The sequence below is a fragment of the Nocardia sp. NPDC052001 genome (genome assembly GCF_040680615.1).
Taxonomy (GTDB): domain Bacteria; phylum Actinomycetota; class Actinomycetes; order Mycobacteriales; family Mycobacteriaceae; genus Nocardia.
The window spans coordinates 436868-456051 of the sequence record NZ_JBFAXC010000001.1 but is presented as its reverse complement, the minus strand read 5'-3'; the positions used below and the strand labels follow the sequence as shown (position 1 = coordinate 456051).

Below are 19184 nucleotides of genomic sequence, written 5' to 3'. Positions count from 1 at the left end.
TGCGGCAGGATGGGCGGATGGATCGGCGGTATGCGGACTCCATCGGCGGCGGCTCCGCGAACGCCCCGGTCTCGACCATCCCCGCCCTGGTCGCGGATCGTGCGCGGCGCTATCCCGATGCGGTGGCGGTGGCGGGGCCCGTGGGGCGGCTCACCTTCGGCGAACTGGCCGCGGAGGTCGATGCGGTGACCCGGGCGGCGATCGCCTCGGGGATCGAGACCGGGGATCGGGTGGGCATGTGGGCACCCAATGGCCTGCGGTGGATCGTGACCGCGCTGGGCATGCTGGGCGCGGGGGCGACGCTGGTGCCGATCAGCACCCGGTTGCGCGGACCCGAGGCCGCCGAGGTGCTGACCCGCAGCGGGGCCAAGGCGGTGTGCACGGTGCAGGAATTCCTGGACCTGGACTATCCGGCGATGCTGGCCGAATCCGGTTATCCGCTACCGGCATTGGAACATCTGATCCTGCTCGACGACGCCCTGGGCGCGGCGGCCGAGCACTGGGATATCAGTTCCTGGGCGGGTTTTCTCGCGCCGGGCACGGTGGTGCCGCCGGACGCGATCACCGAGCGCCGGGCGGAGATCGATCCGGAATCCATCTCCGACATCCTGTTCACCTCCGGCACCACGGGCGCGCCGAAGGGCGTATTGGCCACGCACCGGCAGACTTTGGAGGTTTTCGCGCTCTGGGCCGATGCGGTGACCCTGCGGCCGCGCGATAAATATCTGCTGGTCAATCCGTTCTCGCACACCTTCGGATACAAGGCGGGCATCATCGCCTGCCTGCTGCGCACCGCCACCATGATCCCGATCGAACGCTTCGACGCCGAAGCCGTGCTGCGGCTCATCGAACATGAGCGGATCACCGTATTGGCCGGTCCGCCAACGCTCTTCACCGATCTACTGCGCGCCGACCACGGCGACTTCCTGCTGGGTTCGCTGCGGCTGGCGGGCACCGGCGGCGCGCCCATACCGGCCGAACTGGTGGAACGAATCCGCACCGATCTCGGTGTGCCCTACGTGTTCACCGCGTACGGCCTCACCGAATCGATCGGCGTGGTCACCATCTGCCCGCCCGACGCCCCCGCCGAACTGCTCTCCGATACGGCCGGAAAAGCCCTGCCCGGCACCGAGATCCGCATCGTCGACCAGAGCGGCGCGGATACCGCACCGGGCGAACCCGGTGAGATCATCGTCAAGGGCCCCAATGTCATGCGCGGTTACCTCGACGATCCGCAGGCCACCGCGGCCGTCATCGACCCCGGCGGCTACCTGCACACCGGCGATGTCGGCACCCTCGCCCCGGACGGCTACCTGCGCATCACCGATCGTCTCAAGGACATGTTCATCGTCGGCGGCTTCAATGCCTACCCCGCCGAAATCGAACGAGTCCTGTTGCAGCACCCCGCCGTTCACGACGTAGCGGTGATCGGCGTGCCGGATCCCCGCCTCGGCGAGGTGGGCCGTGCGGTGGTCGTACCGAACGATGACGCCGATCCGGATCCGGCCGACATCATCGAATGGTCGCGCACCCGCCTCGCGGGGTACAAGGTCCCCCGCGAGGTGGTCTTCACCGAACGCCTGCCGCGCAATTCCGGCGGCAAGGTCGTCAAGGGCGAGCTGCGAAATCCCGCCTGACCGAACGCTTTCCGCAATATCGCGACAGAGGATGCCCCGATAGCCCCGCACCCGGGTGGGGTGCGGGGCTGCGGGAGACCGGCCCGGGCTGATGGCCGGTGTCAGATCTCCTTGCGCATCTGCGCGGTCAGGGGCTTCATGTAGGCCGAGCCGAGTAGGCGGCGCATCCAGTTCATGGCCTTGGCGTCGGTGCCGATCAGGATGAGCGGCTTGTTCTTCTTCATGCCGTTGGCGATGATCCGCGCGCACTGTTCGGGCGAGGTCTTGGCCAGGCTGTCGAAGTTCGACGCCAGGGCGTCGCGGTCGCGGTTGGCCGAAGCCCGTGCCTTCCAGGCGATTTCGGTCTTGATCATGCCCGGGTGCACCGACGAGACGCCGACATTGTGACCCGCGATGATCATTTCCTGGCGCAGCGCGTCGGTGAAGGCGTGCATGGCGTACTTCGAGGAGCTGTAACCGCTCTGGCTCGGGCAGGCCACCAGGCCGAACATGGAGGACACATTGGCGATATGCCCGTCACCGGAGGCGATGACGTGTGACAGGAAAGCCTTGGTGCCGTTGGCCGTTCCCCAGAAATTGATATTGAAGATCCACTCGAAGTCGTCCCAGGAGACATCCTCGACATTGGCGGTCAGCGAGACGCCGGCATTGTTGACGACGATATTCACCCTACCGAAATCGGCGATCACATCATCGGCGTGCGCGTACACCGCGGCGCGATCGGTGACGTCCAACTTGTAGGCGCGGGCTTTCGCACCGGCCTGCTCGCACAGTGCCGCGGTCTCGGCGACACTCTCGATATTGCGGCCCGAGAGCGCCAATTGCGCTCCGCCCCGGGCGAGTTCGAGGGCCAGGGCGCGGCCGATACCGGCACCGGCGCCGGTGATGACGGCGACTTTGCCGTGGAAGTCCTTCATAGCGTTTCCTTTTACTGAGTGGTGAAGCCGCCGTCGGCGATGAATTCCGACCCGGTGCTGTAGGAGGACTCGTCGGAAATGAGAAACAGGACCAGATTGGCCAGTTCCTCCGGGGTACCCGGTCGCGCGATCGGCTGCTTGGCCGCAATCGACTGGGAGCGTTCGGAAGTCGCGACCATCTCGGTGGCGACAATGCCCGGGTGCACGGAATTGACGCGGATATTGTCGGCCGCGAATTCCTGGGCGGCGGTCTTGGACATGCCGCGCACCGCCCACTTCGAGGCGACGTAACCCAGGATGTTGGAGTATCCGATCAGCCCGCCGGTCGAGGAGATATTCACGATCGAGCCGACGCCCGCGCGACGCATGGAGCCGACCACGGCCTTCATCCCCAGGAAGACACCGACCTGATTCACGTCGATGACCTTGCGGTAGTCCGCCTCGGACAGCTTCTCGATCGGATCGACGTGCACGATGCCCGCATTGTTGACCAGTCCGGATACCGGCCCGAATCGCTCCTCGGCGGTGGCGGCCACATCGTTCCAGGCCGCCTCGTCGGTCACGTCCAGGGGCAGGAACAGCGCGTTCTCGCCGAGTTCGGCGGCCAGTGCCGCGCCCTCCTCGATGAGCACATCGGTGATGACGACCTTGGACCCCTCGGCGGCGAGCTTGCGCGCGAAGGCCGCGCCCATACCGCGCGCACCGCCGGTGACGATCACATTCTTGGTGCCGACGCGTCCCATATCAGTGCTCTTCCAGATCGGCGAGATGGTTGGCGGCGATGTATCCGAAGACCATCGCGGGTCCGATGGTCGCGCCCGCACCGGCGTAGTCATTGCCCATGACGGCGGCCGAATTATTGCCCGCCGCATAGAGACCGGTGATCACCGCGCCGTTGTCGTCCAGCACGCGGGAATGCTCGTCGGTGACCAGACCGCCCTTGGTGCCGAGATCGCCGGGCACCATTTCCACCGCGTAGAACGGGCCACGGGTCAGCGGTGCGAGGGTCGGGTTCGGCTTGACGGTCGGATCGCCGTAGTAGCGGTCGTAGGCCGAATCACCGCGCAGGAAGTCCTCATCGCGACCGTTCTCGGCGAAACCGTTGAAGCGCTCGACGGTGGCCTGCAATTTATCCGCCGGAATGCCCAGCTTGCCCGCCAGCTCGGCCAGGGTATCGGCCTGCTTGATGATGCCCTTGTCGAAATACGCCTGCGGCAGTGGACGTTTGGGGAAGTTGCCCAGGAACAGGTACCGATCGCGGAAGTTCTGGTCGAAGATGAAGTGCGCGGGAATGCTGCCGACCCCGGCGGCCTCCTGCTCGTACATCTTGTGCACCACGTTCACATACGGCGCGGATTCGTTGACGAAGCGCTCACCATTGTCATTGACCATGATCGCGCCCGGCTGCGAACGCTCGGCCAGGCAGAAGAACGGCGGACGGCCCTCGGGGCTGCGCACCGACGGACCCCACCAGGCGTCATCCATGAGATCGACAGCGCCACCAGCCTTCTGGCCCGCGACAATGCCCTCGCCGACATTCTCGGTCGCGCCCACGGTCCATTCGGTGGACTGCGGTCCGGGAATGTACTGCTTGCGCATTTCCAGGTTGTGCTCGAAACCGCCCGCGGCCAGCACCACACCGCGGCGCGCCTTGATGGTGACCTGTTTGCCCTCATGTTCGGCGACCACGCCGACCACCGCGCCGCCCTCGGAAATCAGTTCCGTCAGCGGGGTATTCAGCCACACCGGCACCCCGGCATCGCGTAGCGACAGCCACAGCCGGGCGGCCAGGGCCTTGCCCAGGCTCAACGGCAGCGCGCCCTTGGCCAGCGCCAGCGCGGTGCGCGCGCCGACCTTGACCGCGGTCTTCTTACCGGCCCAGGTGCGGGCGATCATATTCAGATCGTGGAAATCGCTGACCGTGATGGCGATGCCCTTGGGCGCGGACATGGTCGGCTGGTTGATCTTGTGCAGATCACCGCCGAGCAGCCGCCCATCGATCACCTTGGGCTCGATGCTGCGACCCTGCGCCAGACCGCCCGGAAACTCCGGGTGGTAGTCGGAATAGCCGCGGTCGTAGACGAATTCCCAATGCTGCGAGCGAGCGCCGATGTAGGAGAACATCTCCGGGCCCTTGTCCAGGAACGCCCGCTGCTTGGCCTCGGGAACCCGATCGCCGACAACGGCTTTCAGGTAGGTGCGGGCCATGGTCGGGCTGTCGGGCACACCCGCGGCCCGCAGTACCGGGTTATTGGGTACCCAGATACCACCGCCGGAGCGCGCGGTGGAGCCGCCGAACAACCGGCTCTTCTCGATCAGGGTCACCGACAGCCCGCGATAGGCGGCGGTCAGCGCGGCGGTCATACCGGCCGCGCCGGAGCCGACGACGACGACGTCGAATTCGAATTCCATTGCGTATCAGTCCTTAATAGCCGCAGCTGGTGAGCATGCCGCCGTCGACGACGAATTCGCCGCCGGTGCAGTAGCTCGAGGCGTCGGAGGCCAGGAAGAGCGCCACTTCGGACACCTCGACCGGCTGACCCCAGCGCGGAATGGGCAGATCGGAGAAGAAGGAATTGCCGTCCAGACCGGTCGCACCGGCGACCGAGGCGGTCATGGGGGTGGCAATGCCGCCGGGATGGATGGAGTTCACCCGGATACCCGAATGCCCCAGCTCCCGCGCGGCGGATTTGGTGAGCCCGCGCAGCGCGAACTTGCTCGCGCTGTAGGCGGACAGGCCGGCCGCGCCGACGAACCCCTCGACGGAGGACACGTTGACGATGGAGCCGCCACCGGATTCGATCATGGCGGGCGCGGCGGTTTTGATACCGAGGAAAGACCCGGTCACATTGATGGACTGCATGAGGTTCCACTCATCGAGGGTCATCTCGAGCAGCTTCTTGAAACGCAGGATGCCCGCGTTGTTGACCAGCACATCGAGCCGGCCGAACTGCGCGATGGTCGCGGAAACCGCCGCCTGCCAATCGCTTTCGTCGGTGACGTCCTGGTGCACGAACAGCACGGCGTCGCCGAGCTCGGCTTCGAGGGCCTTACCCTCCTCATCGAGCACATCGCCGAACACCACCCGCGCGCCCTCGGCCACGAAGCGGCGCACATGCTCGGCTCCCATGCCGCGCGCACCGCCGGTGACTAGCGCGACCTTCCCGTCCAGCTGTCCCACCGAATCCCGTCCTTCCTCAGCGTTTGAACCGACGCTAAGACCGGGGCCGGGGTGCGGCACGGTGTGGTCCCGGCCACTGAGACATCCGAATGACCTGAGGGTTTGAGTCCTGAACTATTCCGGTTAGGCATAGCGGCCGGAATGGCGGTAGGGAGCACCCGGATGAAGTTCTCGATGATCTTCGAGGCGCAGATGGCCGACCCGACGGCGGCCCATGAGGCGCGGGTGCTGCACGACTCCGTGGCACAGGCGGTGCTCGCCGATCAGGTCGGCTTCGACACCGTATGGGCGGTCGAACACCACGGGCTCAAGTGGTACGCGCATATGAGCGCGCCGGAGATCTTCCTGACCTGGGTGGCCGCCAAGACCGAGCGGATACGGATCGGGCACGGCGTGGTGTGCATGCCGTTCAACTTCAATCATCCGGTGCGGGCGGCCGAACGCGCGGCCATGCTCGATGTGCTGTCCGGCGGGCGGTTGAACCTGGGCGCGGGGCGCGGATCCACCGCCGTCGAAACCTCCATGTGCGGAGTCGATCCCGATCGCACGCATCAGGAGGTGGAGGAATCGCTGCGGATGATCGCGGCCGCCTGGCAGCATCCGGAGAGCGAATTCTCCTATCACGGTGAGCTTTTGGATATCGAGCCGCATCATCTGCTGCCGCGTCCGGTACAGCGACCGCATCCGCCGCTGTTCATGGCGTGCACTCGCAGGGACACCCTGAAACTCGCCGCCGACTACGGAATCGGTGCGCTGGTACTGGGTTTCGGCGGTATCGAGGAGATCGCCGAACTACGCCGCATCTATGACATCGCCATCGCCGAGCGCACCGGGGAGCGCTTCGTCTCCACGGTGGTGAACGATCACTTCGCGGCGCTGTGCCCGACCATCGTGCTCGATGATCGCGAACGCGCGCGGCAGATCGGCGCGCGCGGACAGCGGTTCTTCGCACAGGCCATCAAGCATTATTACGGTGCGGGTCCGGTACCGGACGCGGCCGTGGACCCCGACGCCGACGAGATCGCGAATATGCGCGCGGCCGCCGAGGAACACGTCGCCTACCTGCACGAAGCCAAGATTCCGGTGAAATCCGGATCCACCGCCATCTTCAATACCGATCACGCCTACGGCACCGCCGACGACGCCATCGCGTACGTCGAACGGCTGCGAGCCGCGGGCGCGGACGAGATCCTGTGCCTCATCCAGATGGGCACGGTGCCGCAGGACGCCTGCATGGAAACCATTCGCCAGTGGGGCGAGAAGGTCATTCCCCACTTTCAGTAGCAAGCAGATCTAGTAGAAGGAAGCTCCACATGGCTGATCTCACCGGCAAAGTCGCCCTGATCACCGGCGCGGCGCGCGGACAGGGCGCGGCCGAGGCACGACTGTTCGTCGAGCGCGGCGCGCAGGTCGTCATCACCGACGTCCTGGAGACCGAGGGTAAGGAACTCGCCGAATCCCTCGGCGCGGCAGCGCGTTTCGTCAAGAACGATGTCTCGGACGTGGAGAGCTGGGATGCGGCCGTGGCCGTGGCGGTCTCGACGTTCGGCAAGCTGGACGTGCTGGTCAACAATGCGGCGATCTACATTATGAAACCGCTCATGGAGACCGATTCCGCTGAGCTGGAACGCATTCTGAAGGTGAACCTGGTCGGCGCGTTCAACGGCATCAAGGCCGCGGTTCCGGCCATGATCGCGGCGGGCGGCGGCTCGATCGTCAATATCTCCTCGCAGTCCGGGCTCGAAGGTCTGATGAACCACGCCGCCTACGGCTCCTCCAAATGGGGGCTGCGCGGACTGAGCAAGGTCGCCGCACTCGAGTTGGGGCTGAACCAGATTCGCGTCAACTCCATCTACCCCGGACCCATCGCCACCCCGATGGTTCCGTACCTGACCACCGGTCCGGGCAGCTTCCCCAATCTGCCGCTGGAGCGCAGCGGGCTGCCCGAGGAGGTCGCCGAACTCGTCGCCTTCCTGGCCTCCGATGCCGCCGGTTACATCACCGGCGCGGAGGTCTCCATCGACGGCGGCCTGGCGGCGGGCAAGTTCATTCCGCGCGGCATGTAGTTCAGACCTCATGGCGGGAGCGCCGCCCGCGCCTGCGAAGCGGGCGGCGCTCCACTTACCCGAAACCCACAGTTCCCCAGCCCATCCCAGGAGTCCGCGATGCCCCTGTCGCCGGAATGGCAAGCCTTCACCGATGCGGCCACCGCCGCTTTCCCCGAGCTCGGCACCAAGGTGGTCGATGCCGCCGAGGCGCGGGCATTCCTGGCCGCGCGACCCGCGCCGCCCGCCGTCGAGCCGATTCCCGTTGGCGGGGTGGAGGATTGGCTGGTGCCGGGACCCGAGGGCGCACCCGAGGTGCCGGTGCGGCTCTATCGGCCCGCGCTCACCGAACGGACGCCGGGAGTCGTGGTGTTCTATCACGGCGGCGGTTTCGTGCTCTGCAATCTCGAGAGTCACGATAGGTTCTGTCGCGTCATGGCGAATGAGGCCGGGGTCATTGTCATTTCGGTCGACTACCGCCGGGCGCCGGATGCCCGCTTCCCCGCCGCCTCGGATGACGCCTACGCGGTGCTGCGGTGGGTCGCGGACCATGCCGAAGCCCTCGGCGGTGATCCGGCACGGCTGGCGGTGGCCGGTGACAGCGCGGGCGGCACCCTCGCCACCGTCGCCGCCATCCAGGCCCGCGATAGCGGCGGTCCGGATATCGCGTTCCAGCTGCTGCTCTATCCCATGCTGGATCCGGCCTGCGATTCGGTTTCGCATACGGAGAACGCCACCGGCTACTTCACCACGGCGGCCCAAATACGCTGGTACTGGCAGCAATACCTGAACTCCGTCGATGACGCGTCGGACCCGTACGCCAATCCGCTGCTCGCTGATCTGACGGGACTGCCACCGGCCTATATCGCCAGCGCCGAGTTCGATCCGCTGCGCGATGAGGATGAGCACTACGGCCGGCTGCTGCGCGATGCCGGGGTGCCGACCGAGATCCACCGCTGGAACGGGACCATCCACGGGTTCATGACGATGGCCTGGCATCTTCCGGAGACCCGGCAGGCCAATGGCTCCGCCTTCACGGCCCTGCGCAAAGCGCTCTCCTGAACGAAGTAGTACGATCACTCTATATAGAGCAAACGATCTATATGGAGTGATGGGAGAACGCGATGTCCGAGGGTCCGCACACCGCCGAACTATTCGAGGTCGCCGCGACATTGCTGCGTTCCAACACCTACGGCTTCCTCATCACCATCGGCGATGAGATCCCCAATGCCCGGCTGGTGCAGCACGTCGGCCTCGACGACGACGGGACCATCTGGATCGGCACCAGCCCGAAATCCCGCAAGGCCGCCGATATCGCCGGGCATCCGAACGTGACCTACGCGGTGCAGGACCGGGACACCCCGGCCTATGTGAGCGTGCACGCCACCGCCGAGATCGTCGATGACCTCGCCACGCGAAAAGAGCGCTGGATCAATGGCTTCGAGAAATTCTTCCCCGCCGGACCGGACGGTGACGACTTCGTACTGCTGCGGCTGCGCCCGCACGCGGTGGAGGTGATGGACTTCGCGCGGCAGATCCATCCGGACCCGTTCGGGCTGCTGCCCGCGCGTGCCGTGCGCGACTGATTCGGTTCACCCAAGCCGACCAGGCGGGCAAGGTCGATCGTCTACTATCGGCCTCGTTCGCCCAGTTTCTGAAACGTCAGGAATTCTCTTGTCGGTTGCTCGAATCACCGCACTCACCGCGGCCGTGACCATGTCCTGCGCCCTGGCTACCGCCACCGCGCACGCCGCACCGCAGTACTACGGCGCGATCGCGGTCTCCAAGCTCAAGAACGGCGGCGTCGTCACCGCCGAGAACACCAAGGTGACCGCGGACGCCGCCGCCATCCGCGAGTGCGCCAACTACGACTGCGAAATCGTCTTCCGCTTCACCGACGGGTGCGGTGCGCTCGCCCAGGGCGCGGACGGCGCATTCGGCTGGGCCGCAGCGGGTTCCCGCGAGGAGGCCGAAGGCGCGGCGGTCGCCGGGCTCGGCGAGAGCAACCCGCCGTTCCCCGACCTCGGCAGCGCCAGCCCGCGCGCGGCCAAGGTCATCGCCTCGGCCTGCACCAAGAACGCACAGTAGCGGCGAATGGCAGCGGCCGAATGGATTCGGCCGCTGCCATTTCCGACTATCGCCCGTAGCGTGCCTCGTACGCCGCGCGCTCGGCCGCACGCTGTGACGCCCGCGTCGGGTTTTCCAAATCGGCTGGGAGACCGTGCTTTTCCAGTCGATGCGCGCGGTTCATCGGCATGTACGCGATGATGTAGAACCCCGCCAGCAGCACGGCGAGCAGAATCATGCTGGCGCGCAACCACAATTCGCCCGGGAACAGCAGGAACGCCGCGAAGATCGGCAGCAGCGGGAACATGCCGCGCACCAAATGCCTTGGCACCGCGAACTTTCCGGTCAGATCATTGCGGACCCACTCCTGGAGCTCATCCGGGAGTCGCATACCGCACGAATAGCCGATCCACTGCGCCGGATTGGGATGCTTCATGACCGGGTTCCCTTCGTGTCCGACAGCACCGATCGGCGCGCCGCCTGATTCACGCGATTGAGCACCTCGCGCAGATCCTCCAGATCGGCCAGGCTGACGCCGAGCCGTTCCACCACCGCCGGTGGAATCTTCTCGGCCTGCTCACGCAGTTCGCGCCCGGCCGCGGTCAGATCGATGACGAGATTGCGCTCATCGTGCGCGTCCCGCCGCCGGGTGATGAGCCCGGCGGCTTCGAGCCGCTTGAGCAGCGGCGACAGCGTCGGCGAATCGAGTTGGATGGCCTCGCCGATATCCTTCACCGACATCGGGGCCTCTCCCCACAGCGCCAGCATCACCAGATACTGCGGGTGCGTGAGGCCCATCGGTTCGAGCAGCGGCCGGTAGACGGCCAGTACCGCGCGATTGGCGACGGCCAGCGCGAAACACACCTGCCGATCCAACCGCAGCGGATCCTCGACATCCAACTCCACAGCTCAGCCCTCCTCGATCCATACCGTTAGGGCAATAATAGTTAATGCACTAACTGTTGGCACGCGATCGAGTGGGTCATCCGGGTCACACCTGTTCGCGCAGCCTTCCGGACAACGCGAGCAGGCGCGCGGTGTCCATGTAGTCACGGAAGAGCACGACCTGACCGTCGCGCACCCGGACCACATTGACCGAGGTGCGCACCCGGACGCGCGGCTCACCCTTGCGAGTGAGCTCGACATCGTTCTCCACGAAAAACAGTCCGGGATCGGTGGTTTCGTAGATGGCCGCGTCGATGGCGTGCACCTGCACCTCGGCGACGCTGCCCGACCACCAGCGGGCCAGATGCTCGCGAATCTCGTCGCGACCCTCGAAGCGGGTCTGCATTCCGGGAATCGTGAAGGGGATTTCGAAGACGGCATCGGGGGCCATCAGTGCGGCGAAGGCGTCCGGATCACGGTCCGGCAGGCCGTTGAAGAGTCGTTCTACCAGTTCACGAGGGGTTTTCACGGCAGTGGACATGAGGTCTCCACGGGATGGGGAAGTATTCGGAATTAAACGGAACGTACGCCCCGATTAGTATTCGGGGCGCTCGCCCCGGTTGTCAATGGGTAGGCTGCCGGTGATGACCGAACGCCCGCTCCGCGCCGACGCCCGCCGCAATCGCGAGCGGGTGCTCGCCGCCGCGCAGGAAGCCTTTGCCGCGGAGGGCATTTCGGTACCCCTGGACGAGATCGCGCGGCGCGCGGGCGTCGGCGCGGGCACCGTGTACCGCCACTTCCCCACCAAGGAAGCACTTTTCGAGGCCGCCATCGTGGATCGCGTCGACCGCATGACCGGGCGCGCCCGCGATGCCCTCACCGCCGACGACGCGGGCGCGGCCTTCTTCGCCTTCCTGCGGCAGATGGATTCCGGCGGCGGCGTCAAACGCGATCTCGCCGATGCGCTCGGACCGCAGGGCGCGCACACCTACGCGGGTCCGACGCGAGAGTTACAGGCCACCATCGGCGAATTGCTGACTCGCGCACAGCGGGCCGAGGCGGTGCGCGGCGATATCGAACTCGGCGACCTCATGTCGGTCCTCAAGGGTTTCTTCATCGCCGTGCATCTGGACGCCATGGATGCCGCGCAGCGCGAACGCGGATTCGCCGTCATCCTCGACGGCCTGCGCCCCCGCTGAATATCCAATCGCGAATCGCCGACCATTCGCATGGTGGTCTCCGTTCCCCAGCAGCCGATTTCGTCGAACCCTGAGCTGTTCCGGGGCGTATGCCCGCGGAAAATGCGGTGCGCCCCGACGGATGGGCACCTACGGTGAAGGGCAATCCGAAGGAAGGAATTCCAATGTTTCCCGTAGAGCTGCGCGGAACTCGAGCGCAGACGCTCATGTGGGCCCACGAGCACGAGGTCGAGCCCGCCGCCCTGCAACAGCTGCGCAATATCGCCGCGCTGGAATGGGTGCACGGGGTACGGGTCATGCCGGATGTGCACCTCGGCAAGGGGGCGACGGTCGGGTCCGTCATCGCGATGCGGGACGCGGTCTCGCCCGCGGCGGTCGGCGTCGATATCGGGTGCGGAATGGAAGCCGTGCGGACCTCGCTGAAGGCGAGTGATCTGCCCGACAGCCTGCACGCGCTGCGCACCCGGATCGAGGCGGCGGTACCGGTCGGCTTTGCGGCACACGATGATTCGGTGAATGTGAATCGGCTGAACGCGGAGGTCTCCGGACACCAGGTCAGCAATTCGCAGCGCGCCGGATGGGATCGGTTCTGGAAGGGCTTCGCGGCACTGGATCCGGCGGTTCAGTCGCGAGAGTCCAAGGCGCACAAGCAGATGGGCACGCTCGGCGGAGGGAATCACTTCTGCGAGGTTTGTCTGGATTCGGAGCAGCAGGTATGGATACTACTGCATTCCGGAAGCCGGAATATCGGTAAGGAACTGGCCGAGCGACATATGGCCGTCGCGCGCGTGCTCCCGCATAACCAGGACCTGCCGGACAAGGACCTCGCTGTATTCGTCTCCGGTACACCGGAAATGGCCGCGTACCGCCGCGATCTGACGTGGGCGCAGGAGTATGCGGCTCGAAATCGAGCGGTAATGCTGGCGCTGGTCTGCAAGGCAGTGCGGGAGGAATTCTCCGAACGTGAGGTGGTGTTCGATACGCCTATCTCCTGCCATCACAACTATGTGGCGGAGGAGATTATCGACGGGGTTCCCATGCTCGTCACCCGTAAGGGTGCGGTGCGGGCGGGGAAGGGGGATTTGGCGTTGATTCCGGGGTCGATGGGGACGCGGTCGTATGTGGTTCGGGGGAAGGGGAATCCGGATTCGTTCTACTCGGCTTCGCATGGGGCGGGGCGGCGCATGAGTAGGAATGCGGCCAAGCGGCAGTTCACTGTCGCGGATCTCATCGCGCAGACCGAGGGGGTGGAGTCTCGGAAGGATGCGGGGGTGGTGGATGAGATTCCGGGTGCGTACAAGGACATCGATCAGGTGATCGCGGCGCAGGGGAACCTGGTGGATGTGGTGCATACGCTGCGACAGGTGCTGTGCGTAAAGGGGTGACGAGCGTTCCGGCGCAATCGGATTCGGTTGCGCCGGAACGAGTTCGGTGAGCGGTCAGCGGCGGCGCAGGGTGGTGGCCACACCCGCGCCGATCAGAAGGATTCCGACTATCAGCGGGAAACCGGATTGCAGCCATTGGTAGAGGGCCACGTGCAGGTCATCGCTGATGCGGGGCAGATCGCCGATGATGCGGAAGGTGTCGTCGGGGAAGATCAGGTGCAGCAGACCGGGGAGTACGCCCCAGATCAGGCCCGCCACAATGGTTCCCGCCGGAGAGTAGGCGGCCAGGGCTGCCACCAGTAGGAACAGGGCCGCGCCGAACAGGATTTGCAAGGTGGAGCCGAGGCGGTCGGCGAAGTCACCGAGGATCCCCCACTGGCGCATATCCGCCGCGCCCCGGGCGGCGAACACAATGCCGATGGGCGTGAGGATCAGGCAGACGAGCGCGCCGGTGAGAGCCCTCGAAACCCCTCCGCTACTGCGAAATTGCGCCCCCGGTGGCGTCCACCCGGCGGGCGACGGAAACTTCTCCGGCATGACCGTCTCCCTGTCACCGGAAGACCGCGCGGTTCCGGCACCTCATTGTCCGCCACCACCGGGGATTGTGCGCGATCTTGACCGAGCCGCAACGAAGCTGGTCACACGGTGAGCGATATGCCCGGATCGAGGATGTGCACCTTGGTATCCGGGGCCAGATCGGCGGCGGCATCGAGGTAGAGATCCGGGCGATTGCGATCGGATTTGGTCATCACGCGATCCCCTATCGGGCCGCTGGTGAAGGCGTAGTGGATGGGTACCGACAGGCGGGGACGCAGGGCGCGGGTGAGGTCGGCGGCCTCGGCGGCGTCCATGACGACCTGGTGATTCAGCAGCGGGCGGATGCGCAGGCCATTGATGGGGAGCAGGGCCAGATCGATATCCGGAAAGCGGCGGGCGACCTCATCCAGTTCGGCGATGCGCAGGGTGTCCGCGCCGAAATAGACGGTGTGGCCATCCGCGCGCAGCACGAAAGTCACTTCGGGGACACCGTGTTTCGCGGGTGCGGCGGTCACCGCCACGGGGCCGAGTCGAGTGGTCTGCCAGGGCGCGAGTTCGGTCACGTTGGCGAAACCGGCGGCGCGCACCTTGGCGGCCAGACCGGGCACCACCGCGAAAGGCACTGTCCTGTCCGGATATTCGATCAGGGCATCCAGATCGCAGTGGTCGTAGTGCTCATGGCTGATGACGATGCCCGCGAGCTCGGGCAGGTCGGCGGCGGTGGCGATACCGCGCGGTTCGCCCTGGTAGTAGAAGCGGCGTTCGGAAAACCACGGATCGGTGAGGATGCGCGCGCCGCCGAAATCGAGCAGGACGCTGGCGTGGACGACGCGGGTGACTGTGAGCATGGGTTCTTCCTTAACAAGACAGCCGTCTGCTTACGGATGTAAGTAGACGGCCGTCTTGGTACGCTGTCAAGGTGTCGGACAAACCCATTCGCAGCCGTAATCGCCGCGGCGAGGGCGCACTGCTGCGCGAAGAACTGGTGACGGCGGCCAGCACGCTGCTGGAAGATCTGGACGGGCAGGAGGCGCTGTCACTGCGCGCGGTGGCCCGCGCCGCCGGGATCGCACCGCAGAGCGTGTACCTGCATTTCGCCGATCGGCGTGAGCTGTTGACCGCGGTGTACCAGGTCAGGTTCGCCGAATTGCGCGAGACACTGGAGGCCGCGCGCGATGCGGTTCCGAAAGACGATGCCGCCGAACGACTTTCATCGGTCTGCCGCGCCTACGTCGACTACGGCACCCGGAATCCCGGTCACTACCGCGTCCTGTTCGGCACCGCGGGCACACCCGGGTGGGAACCCACCGAGGGGCAGCTCCCCGGGCTGCCGACCATGCGACTGCTCATCGACGCGGCCGCCGACTGCGGCAGCACCGACCCGGACGCCACGGCCCTATGCCTCTGGGCCGCCATGCACGGCATGATCACGCTGCGCCAGGATCGCCCCAGCTTCCCCTGGCCGCCGATCGACACCTTGATCCGCACCATGGTCGACGCACACCTCGCGGCGGCGCACGCGTAATTCCACTGCCGACCGGGGCGCATGCCGATCGCGATTCGCCGGACACGCCTGGAACACACAGCGTGTCGGGGTGCGAGGTTGCCGCCGGGCTGGGTCGTGTCGGTGCGGTGAGGCACGATGGAGCGCGTGACCTCGACCGACGCGACCCGAACCGGTACCTCCAGTGAGCTGCGACCCGATGCCGAACGGCTGTTGCGTGAGCTGGCCGGGCCGAACGCGCGGTTGCGCGAGGATCAGTGGGTGGCCATCGAGGCGCTGGTGGTGCAGCGGCGGCGGGCCCTGGTGGTGCAGCGCACCGGCTGGGGTAAGTCGGCGGTGTACTTCATCTCGGCCAAGCTACTGCGCGCGGCGGGGCGCGGGCCGACGGTGATCGTGTCACCGCTGCTGGCGCTCATGCGCAATCAGGTCTCCTCCGCCGAACGCGCGGGAGTCGTTGCCGCGACCATTAATTCGGGCAATGTCACCGAATGGGACGAGATCCACGCCCAGGTCGCGGCGGGCGAGGTGGATGTGCTGCTGGTGAGTCCCGAACGGCTCAACAATCCCGACTTCCGCGATGCGGTACTGCCCAAGCTGGCCGCCGACGCCGGACTCGTCGTGATCGACGAAGCGCACTGCGTCTCGGACTGGGGGCACGATTTCCGGCCCGACTATCGCCGAATCCGCACGCTCATCGCCGATCTCGGCTCCGATGTGCCGGTACTGGCCACCACCGCGACCGCCAATGACCGCGTGGTCACCGATGTGGCGACGCAGATCGGCACCGACACACTGGTTTTGCGCGGCGGCCTGGACCGCGAATCGCTGCACCTGTCCGTGGTGCGCATTCCCGACGCGGTGGAACGCACCGCCTGGCTCAGTCGCAAGCTGCACGAATTGCCCGGCAGCGGCATCGTTTACGCGCTCACCGTGGCGGCGGCGCACGATCTCGCAGACGTGCTGAACTCACACGGTCACCATGTGGCGGCGTACACCGGTCAGACCGACCCCACCGAACGTGAGGCGCTCGAGGCCGCGCTGTTGAACAACGAGGTCAAGGCGCTCATCGCCACCTCCGCGCTGGGTATGGGTTTCGACAAACCCGATCTCGGTTTCGTGGTGCACGTCGGCGCGCCGTCCTCGCCCATCTCCTACTACCAGCAGGTCGGCCGCGCGGGGCGCGGTACCGAACGCGCCGAGGTGGTGCTGCTGCCCGGGCCGGAGGACCGCCAGATCTGGAGCTACTTCGCCTCGGTGGCGTTCCCGCGCGAGCACATCGTGCGCTCGGTGCTGGCCGCGCTGAATCCCGATCGCGCACTGTCCACCGCCGCCCTCGAACCCCTGGTGGAGCTGAACCGCTCCCGCCTGGAAATGGTGCTCAAGGTGCTCGATGTGGACGGCGCGGTGCAGCGGGTGCGCGGCGGCTGGATCGACACCGGGCAGCCCTGGGAGTACGACACCGAACGCTATGAGCGCCTGAGCATCGCCCGAAACGCCGAGCAGCAGGCCATGATCGACTATCAGTCCACCGCCGAATGCCGGATGAACTTCCTGCGCCGCCAACTCGACGATCCGGATCTGCGCGCCGACTCCCCCGGCTGCGGGCGCTGCGACAACTGCACCGGAACCAGTCAGGACACCACGGTCGACGCCGCCGATCTGGCGGCCATCCGCACCCGCCTGGACCGCCCCGGCATCGATCTCGCGCCGCGCAAGCAGTGGCCCACCGGCATGTCGAAACTCGGAATCTCACTGTCCGGCAAGATCACTCACGGCGCGGAGACCGGCCGGGTGCTCGGCCGTCTCAGCGATCTCGGCTGGGGTCAGCGCCTGCGGGCACTGCTGGACGCACCCGACGCGCCCGTCCCGGATGAGGTCTTCAAAGCCTGCACCATCGTGCTGCGCGAATGGGATTGGGCCGAACGCCCCACCGCGGTGCTGGCCCTGGACTCCCCCGGCCACCGCCAGCTCACCACCTCACTCGCCGCGCGCCTGGCGGAGATCGGCCGCCTGCGCGATCTGGGCACCCTCCACCTGCGCCCCGATCTCCCGCCGGTCTCCGCGGTCAACTCCGCGCATCGCGTCGCCGCGCTCGACAATGCCTGGGAGACACCCGATCTCACCGAGGTGGACGGCCCCATCCTGCTGGTCGACGCCCTGACCGATACCGGCTGGACCTTCACCATGGCCACCCGCGCCCTGCGCGCCGCCGGTGCGGACGCCGTCCTACCCTTCGCCCTGGCAACACCCTCCTGAGCCGGGAATCCGCACCCTGCCACAGGCCCCGGTCCCAGCCGCCGACCGCTTCCGGCGTTGGAGCGCCGGGCAGCCTCGGAGTTGGATGCTAGGCGTCTTTGGCGAGCCCTCGATCCTTCAGCGCTTCGAGGGAATCGACGTATCGGAGCATGAGCCGGGCGAAATCCAGGCGGTCCGATTCGGGCCAGTCGGCGGTGATGTAGTCGTAGGCGTCGCGCTGATGCTTGCGGAACCGGGTCATGAGTTCCTCGCCCTGCGGGCTCAACTCCAGTACGGTGCGCCGGCCGTCCTGCTGCGAGGCGGCGCGAATCAGATAGCCCGCCTTGATGTTCTCGCTGACCATGCGACTGGCCACCGACGGATCGGTGCCGAGTAGTTCGGCGACCTTGCCGACGGTCACCTCCGCCCCCGGCTGAGCGTTGTGCTCCTGGATGAGATTCAACACCAGCGTGCGGCTCAAATCCTTTGCGGAGATGGGGTTCTCGACCTCCAGCAGTGAGGTGCGGCGCAGTTTGCCGAAGGCCGGTCCCACGGCATTGAGCAGGTCATCGGGGGTGCGGGTGTCCTTGGCGGTCATATGCACATCGTATATCCATGCCAGATAGAAGACATGTGTTGACTTACAATTGTGTGCATGACAACATGCATATGTACACAAACACAGAACACCAGCCCGATGGAGAATCCCATGACCACCCTCGTCACCGGCGCTCGCGGCAAGATCGGCCAGTCGCTCATCGCCAAACTGCACACCGCCGGACTGCCCGTCCGCGCCGCCAGCGCCGCTCCGAGCGCCTTGACCGTCCCCGCCGGAGTGGACGTCGCCGAACTCCGGCTCAACGCCCCCGAAACCTTCGACGCCGCGCTCGCCGGCATCACCCAGGTGCTGCTCTACGCCGAGCCCGCCGGTATCGACGCCTTCATCACCGCGGCCCGCGCCGCCGGTGTCGAACACATCGTGCTGGTGTCCTCGTCCGCGGTGCTGAGCCCCACCGCCGCCGATGATTCCCTCGGCGCGCATCACCTCGATGTCGAGCGGGCGCTCTCCGCCTCCGATATCACCACCACCGTGCTGCGCCCGGGCGCCTTCGCCAGCAATGCGCTCGGCTGGGCCTGGTTCATCAGCAATGGCCTGCCCATCGAGCACGCCTACGCCGATGCCGCCATCGTGCCCATCCATACCGATGACATCGCCGATATCGCCTTCGCCGCCCTCACCGGGCATGAATTGCGCGGCGGCACATACCATGTCACCGGCGCACAGGCGCTCACCTTCCGCGCTCAGATCGCCGCCATCGCCGAGGTGCTCGGCCGCGATATCCCGATCGTCGAGATCACCCCCGACGCCGCCCGCGCTCAACTCAGCCGGCAGATGCCCGCCGAACTGGTCGATTCCCTGCTGACCTTCTGGGCCTCGGTGACCGAGCGCCCCGAGCCCCTCGGCGACACCACCCAGTCCCTGCTCGGCACCCCCGCCCGCACCTTCCCCCAGTGGGTGCGCGAGCACGCGGCCGCTTTCTCTTCCAACTGATTCCGGTCTCGAGCCATTGAGATCCCGATTCCCCCAAGGC

Annotated in this window: 21 protein-coding genes; 11 read left to right on the top strand and 10 right to left on the bottom strand. The window is 66.4% G+C overall.

Going from position 1 to position 19184, the window contains the following annotated elements; genetic code table 11:
- Positions 1-17 precede the first annotated feature (17 nt).
- On the top strand, positions 18-1637 hold the full coding sequence (locus tag AB0L82_RS02130) for a FadD3 family acyl-CoA ligase (protein ID WP_364629643.1): 1620 nt from the start codon (positions 18-20) through the stop codon (positions 1635-1637).
- 101 nt (positions 1638-1738) lie between these two features.
- Here AB0L82_RS02130 and AB0L82_RS02125 read toward each other — a convergent pair whose 3' ends face one another.
- From AB0L82_RS02125 to AB0L82_RS02110, 4 genes are read right to left on the bottom strand one after another with little or no spacing between them, the layout of a single operon-like run.
- Positions 1739-2554: an SDR family NAD(P)-dependent oxidoreductase gene (locus AB0L82_RS02125; RefSeq protein ID WP_364629640.1), complete on the bottom strand. Its 816-nt coding sequence runs from the start codon at positions 2552-2554 to the stop codon at positions 1739-1741.
- Positions 2555-2565: 11 nt separating this feature from the next.
- On the bottom strand, positions 2566-3297 hold the full coding sequence (locus tag AB0L82_RS02120; protein WP_364629637.1) for a glucose 1-dehydrogenase: 732 nt from the start codon (positions 3295-3297) through the stop codon (positions 2566-2568).
- A gap of 1 nt (position 3298) precedes the next feature.
- A complete protein-coding gene (gene kstD / locus AB0L82_RS02115) occupies positions 3299-4966 on the bottom strand; it encodes a 3-oxosteroid 1-dehydrogenase (RefSeq protein WP_364629634.1) in 1668 nt (555 codons plus the stop codon).
- A 13-nt stretch (positions 4967-4979) separates the two neighbouring features.
- Positions 4980-5735, bottom strand: a complete 756-nt coding sequence (locus AB0L82_RS02110; RefSeq protein WP_364629631.1) for a glucose 1-dehydrogenase — start codon at positions 5733-5735, stop codon at positions 4980-4982.
- A gap of 162 nt (positions 5736-5897) precedes the next feature.
- On the opposite strand from AB0L82_RS02110, the gene AB0L82_RS02105 reads away from it, so the two are divergent.
- From AB0L82_RS02105 to AB0L82_RS02085, 5 genes are all read left to right on the top strand, one after another.
- Positions 5898-7019 carry an LLM class flavin-dependent oxidoreductase gene (locus AB0L82_RS02105; RefSeq protein WP_364629628.1) on the top strand — a complete coding sequence of 374 codons (1122 nt, stop codon included), beginning with the start codon at positions 5898-5900 and terminating at the stop codon, positions 7017-7019.
- Between the two features lie 29 nt (positions 7020-7048).
- The gene (locus AB0L82_RS02100; RefSeq protein WP_364629625.1) at positions 7049-7801 is read left to right on the top strand and encodes a glucose 1-dehydrogenase; all 753 of its coding nucleotides are present in this window, start codon (positions 7049-7051) and stop codon (positions 7799-7801) included.
- A 99-nt stretch (positions 7802-7900) separates the two neighbouring features.
- Entirely contained in the window at positions 7901-8842 is a 942-nt protein-coding gene (locus AB0L82_RS02095) for an alpha/beta hydrolase (protein WP_364629622.1), read from the top strand.
- Between the two features lie 62 nt (positions 8843-8904).
- Positions 8905-9366, top strand: coding sequence for a pyridoxamine 5'-phosphate oxidase family protein (locus tag AB0L82_RS02090; protein WP_364629619.1), 462 nt, complete (start codon positions 8905-8907; stop codon positions 9364-9366).
- A gap of 88 nt (positions 9367-9454) precedes the next feature.
- The gene (locus tag AB0L82_RS02085) at positions 9455-9868 is read left to right on the top strand and encodes a DUF4189 domain-containing protein (RefSeq protein ID WP_364629616.1); all 414 of its coding nucleotides are present in this window, start codon (positions 9455-9457) and stop codon (positions 9866-9868) included.
- 46 nt (positions 9869-9914) lie between these two features.
- Here the strand turns inward: AB0L82_RS02085 and AB0L82_RS02080 are convergent, their stop codons facing one another.
- The 3 genes from AB0L82_RS02080 to AB0L82_RS02070 all read right to left on the bottom strand — a co-directional run bounded on the left by AB0L82_RS02080 (position 9915) and on the right by AB0L82_RS02070 (position 11273).
- Complete coding sequence (locus AB0L82_RS02080; protein WP_364629613.1) at positions 9915-10283, bottom strand: DUF5313 family protein; 369 nt, start codon at positions 10281-10283, stop codon at positions 9915-9917.
- Entirely contained in the window at positions 10280-10747 is a 468-nt protein-coding gene (locus AB0L82_RS02075) for a MarR family transcriptional regulator (protein ID WP_364632728.1), read from the bottom strand. The genes AB0L82_RS02080 and AB0L82_RS02075 overlap by 4 nt, the downstream gene beginning before the upstream one ends.
- 91 nt (positions 10748-10838) lie before the next feature.
- Entirely contained in the window at positions 10839-11273 is a 435-nt protein-coding gene (locus AB0L82_RS02070; RefSeq protein ID WP_364629610.1) for an SgcJ/EcaC family oxidoreductase, read from the bottom strand.
- Between the two features lie 103 nt (positions 11274-11376).
- Between AB0L82_RS02070 and AB0L82_RS02065 the strand changes: the two genes are divergently transcribed.
- Together AB0L82_RS02065 and AB0L82_RS02060 are read left to right on the top strand one after the other, a co-directional pair.
- On the top strand, positions 11377-11931 hold the full coding sequence (locus tag AB0L82_RS02065) for a helix-turn-helix domain-containing protein (protein ID WP_364629607.1): 555 nt from the start codon (positions 11377-11379) through the stop codon (positions 11929-11931).
- 164 nt (positions 11932-12095) lie between these two features.
- Positions 12096-13316, top strand: coding sequence for an RtcB family protein (locus AB0L82_RS02060; protein ID WP_364629605.1), 1221 nt, complete (start codon positions 12096-12098; stop codon positions 13314-13316).
- Between the two features lie 54 nt (positions 13317-13370).
- Here AB0L82_RS02060 and AB0L82_RS02055 read toward each other — a convergent pair whose 3' ends face one another.
- Positions 13371-13853 (bottom strand): hypothetical protein, encoded by a 483-nt coding sequence (locus AB0L82_RS02055; RefSeq protein WP_364629602.1) that lies wholly within the window; start codon positions 13851-13853, stop codon positions 13371-13373.
- A 101-nt stretch (positions 13854-13954) separates the two neighbouring features.
- Positions 13955-14701 carry an MBL fold metallo-hydrolase gene (locus tag AB0L82_RS02050; RefSeq protein ID WP_364629600.1) on the bottom strand — a complete coding sequence of 249 codons (747 nt, stop codon included), beginning with the start codon at positions 14699-14701 and terminating at the stop codon, positions 13955-13957.
- A gap of 71 nt (positions 14702-14772) precedes the next feature.
- Between AB0L82_RS02050 and AB0L82_RS02045 the strand changes: the two genes are divergently transcribed.
- The gene (locus AB0L82_RS02045) at positions 14773-15378 is read left to right on the top strand and encodes a TetR/AcrR family transcriptional regulator (protein ID WP_364629597.1); all 606 of its coding nucleotides are present in this window, start codon (positions 14773-14775) and stop codon (positions 15376-15378) included.
- A gap of 117 nt (positions 15379-15495) precedes the next feature.
- The gene (locus AB0L82_RS02040; RefSeq protein ID WP_364629594.1) at positions 15496-17613 is read left to right on the top strand and encodes a RecQ family ATP-dependent DNA helicase; all 2118 of its coding nucleotides are present in this window, start codon (positions 15496-15498) and stop codon (positions 17611-17613) included.
- Between the two features lie 88 nt (positions 17614-17701).
- Here the strand turns inward: AB0L82_RS02040 and AB0L82_RS02035 are convergent, their stop codons facing one another.
- Entirely contained in the window at positions 17702-18190 is a 489-nt protein-coding gene (locus tag AB0L82_RS02035) for a MarR family winged helix-turn-helix transcriptional regulator (protein WP_364629591.1), read from the bottom strand.
- Between the two features lie 111 nt (positions 18191-18301).
- Between AB0L82_RS02035 and AB0L82_RS02030 the strand changes: the two genes are divergently transcribed.
- Complete coding sequence (locus AB0L82_RS02030) at positions 18302-19144, top strand: NAD(P)H-binding protein (RefSeq protein ID WP_364629589.1); 843 nt, start codon at positions 18302-18304, stop codon at positions 19142-19144.
- The last annotated feature ends 40 nt before the right edge of the window (positions 19145-19184 follow it).